Origin of the sequence: Streptomyces sp. W16, assembly GCF_033194735.1 — a bacterium.
In the GTDB taxonomy this organism is placed as follows: Bacteria; Actinomycetota; Actinomycetes; order Streptomycetales; family Streptomycetaceae; genus Streptomyces.
The window spans coordinates 1-9,348 of sequence record NZ_JAWOAI010000396.1; the positions used below are offsets into that span (position 1 = coordinate 1).

The following is a 9,348-nucleotide window of genomic DNA, read 5'->3' on the forward strand; positions in this document are numbered from 1 at the left end:
CTTCCGATCTCGGCCCGTCAACTGGGCGCAGGCGACGGCCAGTCCGGCAGCGGCGCGCTGCATGAGCGCGCCTTCGGGAAGCCGTGCCATCAGCCGCCGTTCGGCCGCTCTTACCGTCTCCACGCTGTACGCAGTACGCATGCGGTCGAGTCTGCCCCGGAAGGCGTACGGATCGCACCCGGGCGGGCAGGGCTCCCCGTTCTCCGCCCCCGTCACGCCTCCGCGATCACCACCGCCGAAGCCACCCCCGCGTCATGGCTCAACGACACGTGCCACGAGCGCACGCCCAGCTCGGCCGCCCGCGCCGCGACCGTGCCCGTCACCCGCAGCCGGGGCCGCCCGCTGTCCTCCACGTAGACCTCGGCGTCCGTCCAGAGCAGCCCGGCCGGCGCGCCCAGCGCCTTCGCCAGGGCCTCCTTCGCGGCGAAGCGGGCGGCGAGGGAGGCGGGCCCCCGGCGCTCCCCGCTCGGCAGCAGCAACTCGCTGTCCAGGAAAAGGCGTCGGGCCATCCCGGGCGTACGCGCCAGCGACGCCGCGAACCGGTCGATCTCGGCCACGTCGATACCAACCCCGATGATGCTCATGCCGAGCACCCTACGGCCGCGTCCGCCCCGGCCGCGGTCGCCGCCCGTCGGCACCGGTCCTGCCCCTGTGGGCAGGTGGAACGGTTTTCCGGCGCGGATTCGTTGCCCCCGAGTACCTCGCGGGAGCGTCCGGTCGGCGTGTAGACAACGGAGATCGCGGTGCAGGTGCAGACGACGTAGACCGCGATCTCCAGGCCAGAGGTGAGGACGTGCACGCCCGAGACGAAGCCCGCGCGCGGGACGCCGTAGCCCGGCGTGCCCCGCTGAGCGGCCCCGCAGCCGACACCGCCAGGTCCCCGGCCGCCCAGCCCTCGACCGCCCAGCCCTCGCACGAGTTGCTCTCGCTGCAGTCGAGGGCGGGCAACGCGAACGTCGTTCGGATGCTCGGCGAGGAGGGTCACTCCTCGGCCGGTCAGGCGGCCGGCCCCGCACCGGCCGTGCAACGGGCGCCGGTGGTCCAGCGCAGCAAGCTGTCGAGCGGGAACATCGCGTTCACCAACGTGTCCCTCAAGTTCCCGGAATCGCAGGACAAGGCCACCCGGGTGCTGGAACTCCTGTCCGCCAACACGGCGATCAGGTCCTTCCTCAACGGCCGGACCTGCCGGATCACGCTGGAGAAGCGGACGACCCAGACCCCGGCGGACGTGGTCGACAAGGGGACCGACGGCGTCTTCGTCACGATGGCCGCCTACTACCTGGAGAACTACGACATCGGCTACATCGTGGGCATGCTCTGCCACGAGTTCGGCATCCACCCGATGGCCGCCGCCGCGCCCAACATGCGCGATGAGGAAGAGGCCTTCCGGGGCGTGCCCTTCCCGGTGCCGGGGCTGGAGGACAAGCCCCATCCCGACGGATTCGCGTCGATGAACACCGACACCGCCAAGCAGGCCGACCACGTGCTAGGCGTCATCCCGGGAAGCCCGCGGTACACCATCTACCGCGACGTCACCCTGCAGATGGCGGACCTGCTGCTGCGGGACGCGAGCAACCACGAGGAAGGCGCCCGGGAAAAGGACGTCACCGACCTCATCGACTGCTTCCTCATGGACGTGGCGTCGATCGCCGCGACGAACGACAACCGCATGCGCGGAATGCCGGTCCTCGGCAACGGCGAGGGCCCGGCGATCCGCCAGGACATCGCGGCCGTGTACAACGCCTACAAGGCCCGCCTCGCCGACGGCCTGTCGCAGGAACGGCAGCCCATCAAGCCCCTGTTCCCGCCGGAGAAGACCCCGGAAGCCGTCAAGGCCGACTTCAACACCCTCCTCGGGCGCATCACCAAGGGCGCGTTCCGGGCCTGGAGCATCGACAACAGCGACTAGGACCTGTCCGGGCATTCGGGCCGCGATGTCAGGGGTGTCGGATGTCCGTCGGGGGTGTCGGGCGCTTGTCGGCGTGGCCTGGAACTTTTCTCTCACCGCACGTTCCATGACGATCGGAGAGAACATCATGCCCGCTGCCTTTGTCCTGCCCGTCCCCGTCGCCACCGCCATCGCGCCGCCCGATCTCGCCGACAGCACACTGCTGGACGTCGACCCGGACGCGCAGATGTCCCTCGGCGCCGTCGAGGTGGACAGCCGTCACGACGTCACCTATGCGACCGTCGAACTGCCCGGCGGTGCGCGGCGCGAGCTGAAGCTCGACATCCTGCGGCCGGCCACCGACGACCGGCTTCCGCTGGTCGTCCACCTTCCCGGTGGTGCGTTCCTCCGCTGCAACAAGGCCATGGCGTTCGAAGCGCGCAGACATGTCGCCGAGTCCGGTTTCGTCGTCGCCAGTGTCGAATACCGCGTCACCGCCGACGGCGCCACCTTCCACGACTCCGTCCGCGATGTCCGCGCCGCCCTCGCGTATCTGCGGTCGTACGCCGACGACTTCGGCATCGACCCCGGTGCGGTCGCCTTGTGGGGCGAGTCGGCCGGCGGTCACTTGGCGGCGCTGACGGGCGTCACGGACGGTCTGCCCGAGTTCTCCGCCGCCTCGGACCCGGCCCCGCCGGGACAGGTGCAGGCCGTGATCGACGCCTACGGCAGCTCCGAACTCTCCGCCATCGCCGACGACTTCGACGAGGCGGCCCGGCTCCACTACCGGCAGGAGGCCACGCACTTCTCGGCGTACCTCGGCAGGCCGGGCTCACCGTTCCCGGAAATCCTCGACGAAGTACGTGCCGCGGACCCGGCGGGCTACGCGACCGCTTCGGCACCGCCGTTCCTGTTCCTGCACGGCAGCGAGGACATGCTCGTCTCCTCCTCCCAGACGCAGCATGTGCACCAGGCGCTGCGCGCCGCCGGAGCCGACAGCACCCGCTACGTCCTGAACGGCGCCAACCACGGAGACGTCGCGTTCCTCGGACGCGCGAACACCGGGCTGCCCTGGACCTCCGCCACCACGATGGGCATCATCACCGGGTTCCTCCACCGCCGTCTCGACCGGGCCGGCGCGACGGACCGGTGAGTCCCGCTGTCGTCGGACCGACCGCTACGGGAGCCGCGTTCCCCGCCGCCACACCCCGCTGACCAGCGGCACGCCCGGCCGGTAGGCCAGATGCACATGGCTGGGCGCGTCCAGCAGGATCAGGTCGGCGCGGGCGCCCGGCGCGATCCGCCCCACGTCGTCCCGTCGCAACGCCGCCGCTCCGCCCGCCGTGGCCGACCACACCGCCTCGTCCGGAGTCATCCCCATGTCCCGCACCGCCAGCGCGATGCAGAAGGGCACGGAGGACGTGAAGGACGAGCCGGGGTTGCAGTCGGTGGACAACGCGACGGTGACACCGGCGTCCAGGAGTCGGCGCGCGTCCGGCCACTGGGCCCGCGTCGAGAACTCGGCACCGGGCAGCAGGGTCGCGACGGTACTGCCGCTCGCCAGCGCGTCCACGTCCGCGTCCGTGAGATGCGTGCAGTGGTCCGCGCTCGCCGCGTCGAGTTCTACGGCGAGCTGGACGCCGGGGCCGTACGAGAGCTGGTTGGCGTGGATGCGCGGGTGCAGGCCCTTCGCCTTGCCGGCCGTCAGGATCGCGCGGGCCTGGTCACCGTCGAACGCGCCCTTCTCGCAGAAGACGTCGATCCAACGGGCGTGCGGGGCACAGGCGTTGAGCATCTCGCCGGTCACCAGCGCGACGTAGGCGGCGGGGTCGTCGGCGTGGTCGGGCGAGACGATGTGCGCGCCGAGATACGTCACCTCGTCGGTGTGCGCGGCGGCGATCCGCAGGGCGCGGGACTCGTCGGCGACCGTCAGGCCGTAGCCGGACTTCGTCTCGAAGGTGGTGGTGCCCTGGCGGAGGGCCTCGTCCAGGTAACGGGTGAGGTTCGCCTCCAGTTCCGCGTCGCTCGCCGCGCGCGTCGCCGCGACCGTCGTACGGATGCCGCCCGCGCTGTACGCCCGCCCGGACATCCGGGCGTTGAACTCCTGTGTGCGGTCGCCGGCGAAGACGAGGTGCGAGTGGGAGTCCACGAAGCCCGGCAGGACCGCCCTCCCACCGGCGTCGACCCGATTGTCAGTGGCGGGTGCTTTGCTTGATTCACCGGTCCACGCGATGCGGTCGCCGTCGATGACGACGGCCGCGTCCTGGATCAGTCCGAGAGCCGAACCGTCACCGAGGGAGGGGTCGTTGGTGACCAGCGTAGTGATGTTGGTGATGACGGTGCTGCTGCTCATCGTGTCCTCGTGGGTGCGGGGGTCGGCGGTCGTCTCTACGCGCGCAGGGCTTCGACGGCCTGCGCGAGGGCCTGCGGCACATCCGGTACGAGCGCGTGCACTCCGTCGCGTACGACGTGCCGCCCGCCCACGACGGTGTGCCGTACGTCCGCTGCCGTCGCCGCGAATACGGCCGTCTCGGCGCCGAGCCTGGGCACCGGCCCCGCTGTCCTGACCGAGTCGAGCGCGATCGTCGTGAAGTCGGCGAGGGCGCCTGCCGTGATGCTGCCCGCTTCGTCCCAGCCGAGGGCCGCGTGGCCGTCGGCGGAGGCCGCCCGGAGCAGGGCCGCCGCCGTCCAGTGACCCCGGGTGCGGGTGCGCAGGCGCTCGTTCAGCTCCATCGCGCGGGCCTCTTCGAGCAGGTCGATGACGGCGTGGCTGTCGGAGCCGAGGGAGAGCGGTGAGCCGGCTCGCTGGAGGGCCACGGCGGGGCCGATGCCGTCGGCGAGGTCGCGTTCGGTCGTCGGGCACATGCAGGTGCCCGTCCCGGTCGAGCCCAGCAGCGCGATGTCCTCGTCCGTGAGGTGCGTGTTGTGCACGCCCGTGGTGCGCGGGCCCAACACCCCGTGATCGGCGAGGAGTCGGGTCGGCGTGCAGTCGTGGGCGGTGCGGCAGGCGTCGTTCTCGGCGGTCTGCTCGGACAGGTGCACATGGAGCGGGGCCCGCCGCTCCTCGGCCCAGCGGGCAACCGTCGCCAACTCCCGTGCGGGCACGGCCCGTACGGAGTGGATGGCGGCACCGATCCTTGCGTGATCCCGTTCCTTGAGAAGTGAACAGCGTTCCGCCCAGGCGTCCGCGCTGCCGTCGGAGAAGCGGAGCTGGTGGTGGTTGGGGGGCTGTCCGAAGCCGGAGGAGAGGTAGGCGGTGTCGAGGAGGGTGATGCGGACACCGGCTTCGGAGGCGGCGGCGATGAGGGCCTCGCCCATGGCGTTGGGGTCGGTGTACGGGGTGCCGCCGTGGGCGTGGTGCACGTAGTGGAACTCGCCGACCGCCGTGATCCCGGCCAGCGCCATCTCGGCGTACACCGCGCGGGCCAGTGCGTGGTAGGTGTCCGGGGTCAGCTGGTCGGCGAAGGAGTACATGACCTCCCGCCAGGTCCAGAAGGTGCCGGAGCCGACCTGGACGGTGCCGCGCAGGGCGCGGTGGAAGGCGTGGCTGTGGGCGTTGGCGAGCCCGGGGAGGGTGAGTCCGCGCAGGATCTCGGCGCCGGGAGGCGGGGTGTCGACCTCGGTGCGGACGGCGGTGATCCGTCCGTCGCTCACCTCCAGGGCGACGCCCGGCTCGACGTTGGTGTCGAGCCAGGCGTGTTCCAGCCAGTACGTCCGCGTGGTGGGGTGCGTCACCTGCAGGCCAGCCCTTCCAGTACGTCGGCGAGTGCGGTCACCCCGGCCACGCAGTCGTCCTCGGCCGCGAACTCGGCCGGGGAGTGCGAGACGCCCGTGGGGTTGCGCACGAACAGCATGGCGGTCGGGATGCTCCCGGAGAGGATTCCGGCGTCGTGTCCGGCGCCGGTGCCCAGGACGGGGACGGTCAGCTCCGTCTCCTTCCCCAGGAGGCGGGCGAGTTCGTCGCGCAGGGCGTGGTCGAACTCGACGACGGGGGTGAAGGACTCCCGGACGACGTCGAGGTCGACGCCGTGCGCCTCCGCGTACTCCCGGGCCGCCTTCTCGACGCCGGTGACCACCGTGTCCAGGGTGTCCTGGTCGGCGGCGCGGGAGTCGAGCCAGCCGCGCACCAGGGAGGGGATGGCGTTGACGCCGTTCGGTTCGACGGCGATCTTCCCGAACGTGGCGACGGCACCGGCGAGTTGGGCCTCGCGACGGGCGGCGAGCACGGTCTCGGCGTACGACAGCATGGGGTCTCGCCGGTCCACGAGCCTCGTCGTACCGGCGTGATTGGCCTCGCCCCGGAAGTCGAACCGCCACCGCCCGTGCGGCCAGATGGCGCTGGCGATGCCGACCCGGTCGCCGGACAGGTCCAGCGCGCGGCCCTGTTCGACGTGGAGTTCGACGAACGCGCCGATGCGGGCGAGCCGTTCGGGGTCGGGGCCGATGGCGTCGGCGTCGTAGCCCGCCGCCGCCATGGCCTGCGGCAGCGTGACCCCGTCGCCGTCGGTCAGCCGGTGCGCCTGTTCGACGGTGAGCTGCCCGGCGGCCAGCCGCGACCCGACACAGGCGAGCCCGAAGCGGGCGCCCTCCTCGTCCCCGAAGTTGACGAGGGCGAGCGGCTTGCTGAACTGCACGCCCCTGCCGCGCAGTTCATCGAGTGCGGCGAAGGACGACACGACTCCGAGGGGCCCGTCGAAGGCTCCGCCGTCGGGTACCGAGTCGAGGTGCGACCCGGTGACCACGGCGTCTCCGGCGGTGGGGTCACCGAGCCAGGCCCACTGGTTGCCGTTGCGGTCGAGTTCGTAGGCCAGGCCGCGCGACGTCGCCTGCTCCTCGAACCAGGCCCGGCATTCGGTGTCGGCGGCCGTCCAGGCGAACCGGCGATAGCCGCCGGAGTCGGCGTGCCGCCCGATGGGACGCAGTTCGCGCCACATCTCGTGGAAGGAGGTCGGGGTGTGGGCCGAGGTCGCGGACCGCGCGGGCTGGGAGCGGCCAGAGCCCGCCACAGGCTGAGCCCGGCCATCACCCACCGCCGGGCGCGGCGGCCCGGCACCCGCCGCAGGCTGCGGCTGAGCGCCGCCGAACACGGGCGGCGTGATGCCGTCGCTCGCGACAGGCCGCAGGCTGCCGTCACTCGATGCGGACTCCGGACCACCGTCACCCGCGACAGACCGCAGGCCACCGTCACCCGCCACGGACCGTGGGCCACCGTCACCCGCCACAGGCCGTGGGCGGTCGTTCCGCAGGGCGGAACCGGTGGGCACGGCCGGACCCGTGGTCGGCGACGAATCGCCCGCCTCCACCGAGGAGTTGCCGCCCCGCTCGTCTCCCGGAAGGGTCACGCGTCGTCACCCTCGCGCATCGGCACCCGCACACCCCGCTCGTCGGCGACCCGCTCCGCGATGTCGTAGCCGGCGTCGACGTGCCGGATGACGCCCATGCCGGGGTCGTTGGTCAGTACCCGGCGGATCTTCTCGCCGGCGAGAGCCGTGCCGTCGGCCACCGTCACCTGGCCCGCGTGGATGGAGCGGCCCATGCCGACGCCGCCGCCGTGGTGGATGGAGACCCAGGAGGCGCCGGAGGCGACGTTGACCATCGCGTTCAGCAGGGGCCAGTCGGCGATCGCGTCGGAGCCGTCGAGCATGGCCTCGGTCTCGCGGTACGGGGAGGCGACGGAGCCGCAGTCGAGGTGGTCGCGGCCGATGGCCAGCGGGGCCGCCAACTCGCCGGAAGCCACCATGTCGTTGAAGCGCTCGCCGGCCTTGTCGCGCTCGCCGTAGCCGAGCCAGCAGATGCGGGCCGGGAGGCCCTGGAAGTGGACCCTCTCCCCCGCCAGCTTGATCCAGCGGTGGAGGGACTCGTTCTCGGGGAAGAGGTCGAGGATCGCCTTGTCCGTCTTGTGGATGTCGGAGGCCTCGCCGGAGAGGGCGGCCCAGCGGAAGGGGCCCTTGCCCTCGGAGAAGAGGGGGCGGATGTAGGCGGGGACGAAGCCGGGGAAGGCGAACGCCCGCTCGTATCCGGCGAGTTGGGCCTCGCCGCGGATCGAGTTGCCGTAGTCGAAGACCTCGGCGCCGGCGTCCATGAAGCCGACCATCGCCTCGACGTGCTTCGCCATGGACTCGCGGGCGCGGACGGTGAAGCCCGCCGGGTCCTTGGTCGCGGCGTCGGCCATGTCGTCGAAGTCGATGCCGATCGGCAGGTAGGCGAGGGGGTCGTGGGCCGAGGTCTGGTCGGTCACGATGTCGATGGGGGCGCCCTCGGCGAGCATCTGCGGGAGCAATTCGGCCGCGTTGCCGAGGAGGCCGATGGAGAGCGGGCGGCGGGCGTCGCGGGCCTCGACGGCGAGTTGGAGGGCGTGCGCGAGGGAGTCGGCGCGGACGTCGAGGTAGCGGTGCTCGATGCGGCGCTCGATGGCGCGCGGGTCGACATCGATACAGATCGCGACGCCGTCGTTCATGGTCACGGCGAGGGGCTGGGCGCCGCCCATGCCGCCGAGTCCTGCGGTGAGGGTGATGGTCCCGGCGAGGGTGCCGTTGAACTTCTTCGCAGCGACGGCGGCGAAGGTCTCGTAGGTGCCCTGGAGGATGCCCTGGGTGCCGATGTAGATCCAGGAACCGGCGGTCATCTGGCCGTACATGGTGAGGCCGAGGGCTTCGAGCCGCCGGAACTCCTCCCAGTTGGCCCAGTCGCCGACCAGGTTGGAGTTGGCGATGAGGACGCGCGGCGCCCACTCGTGGGTCTGCATGACGCCGACCGGGCGGCCGGACTGGACGAGCATCGTCTCGTCCTGCTTGAGGGTGCGCAGGGTGCGGACCATGGCGTCGAAGGAGCGCCAGTCACGGGCGGCCTTGCCGGTGCCGCCGTAGACGACGAGCTTGTCGGGGTGTTCGGCGACCTCGGGGTCCAGGTTGTTCTGCAGCATCCGCAGGGCGGCTTCCTGCTGCCATCCCAGGGCGCTCAGTTCCGTACCGCGCGGTGCTCGTACGGGGCGGGGTCCTGACATGGTCTGCCTCCTAGCGGACTGCTCTCAGCGGATCTGCACTTCTGTACTACGCATCTTTACTGCGGTTATTCACATCCTGGCGTTCTGAATAGAACTAGTCAATACATGGCGGCGCCGATGTGGGCAGGCTCTGGATGTTTGGCTGGATGTAACGACCGCGGGCAACGACACGACGGGGGACGCAGTGAACGACGTACACCAGGGTCACACGGACGGCGCCGAGCGGACCGCGCGCCGGGACCAGGCGGTGCGGGCCGCCGTGGAGCAGGGGCTGCTGGGGCCGGACTCCCCCATCGTCGCGCTGCTGGACGTCACCGGTATCCGGGAGTCGGCGGCGGCGCTGCGGGCGGCGTTCGACGCAGTGACCGCGCCGGGGACACCGGTGCTGCACGCGTTCGCGGTGAAGGCGAGCCCGCTGGTGGCGGTGGTGCGGCTGCTGCGCGAGGAGGGCATCGGC

Annotated in this window: 7 protein-coding genes and 1 pseudogene; 3 read left to right on the plus strand and 5 right to left on the minus strand. The window is 71.6% G+C overall.

Annotated elements, in window-relative coordinates:
• Positions 1–212: 212 nt before the first annotated feature.
• Positions 213–584, minus strand: a complete 372-nt coding sequence (locus R6V09_RS37385; protein ID WP_317885923.1) for a holo-ACP synthase — start codon at positions 582–584, stop codon at positions 213–215.
• Positions 585–793: 209 nt separating this feature from the next.
• On the opposite strand from R6V09_RS37385, the gene R6V09_RS37390 reads away from it, so the two are divergent.
• On the plus strand, positions 794–1,909 hold the full coding sequence (locus R6V09_RS37390) for a hypothetical protein (protein WP_317885924.1): 1,116 nt from the start codon (positions 794–796) through the stop codon (positions 1,907–1,909).
• A gap of 106 nt (positions 1,910–2,015) precedes the next feature.
• On the plus strand, positions 2,016–3,041 hold the full coding sequence (locus tag R6V09_RS37395) for an alpha/beta hydrolase (RefSeq protein ID WP_317885925.1): 1,026 nt from the start codon (positions 2,016–2,018) through the stop codon (positions 3,039–3,041).
• A 24-nt stretch (positions 3,042–3,065) separates the two neighbouring features.
• On the opposite strand, the gene hutI is transcribed toward R6V09_RS37395, so the two are convergent.
• The 4 genes from hutI to hutU all read right to left on the minus strand — a co-directional run bounded on the left by hutI (position 3,066) and on the right by hutU (position 8,891).
• On the minus strand, positions 3,066–4,241 hold the full coding sequence (hutI, locus tag R6V09_RS37400; RefSeq protein ID WP_317885926.1) for an imidazolonepropionase: 1,176 nt from the start codon (positions 4,239–4,241) through the stop codon (positions 3,066–3,068).
• 35 nt (positions 4,242–4,276) lie between these two features.
• Entirely contained in the window at positions 4,277–5,623 is a 1,347-nt protein-coding gene (locus R6V09_RS37405; RefSeq protein ID WP_317885927.1) for a formimidoylglutamate deiminase, read from the minus strand.
• The gene (locus R6V09_RS37410; RefSeq protein WP_317885929.1) at positions 5,620–6,822 is read right to left on the minus strand and encodes an allantoate amidohydrolase; all 1,203 of its coding nucleotides are present in this window, start codon (positions 6,820–6,822) and stop codon (positions 5,620–5,622) included. Before R6V09_RS37410 ends, R6V09_RS37405 begins: the two co-directional genes overlap by 4 nt.
• Before the next feature lie 404 nt (positions 6,823–7,226).
• On the minus strand, positions 7,227–8,891 hold the full coding sequence (gene hutU / locus R6V09_RS37415) for a urocanate hydratase (protein ID WP_317885928.1): 1,665 nt from the start codon (positions 8,889–8,891) through the stop codon (positions 7,227–7,229).
• Positions 8,892–9,075: 184 nt separating this feature from the next.
• Between hutU and R6V09_RS37420 the strand changes: the two are divergent.
• A pseudogene (locus tag R6V09_RS37420) lies at positions 9,076–9,348 on the plus strand (diaminopimelate decarboxylase); the annotation flags it as partial.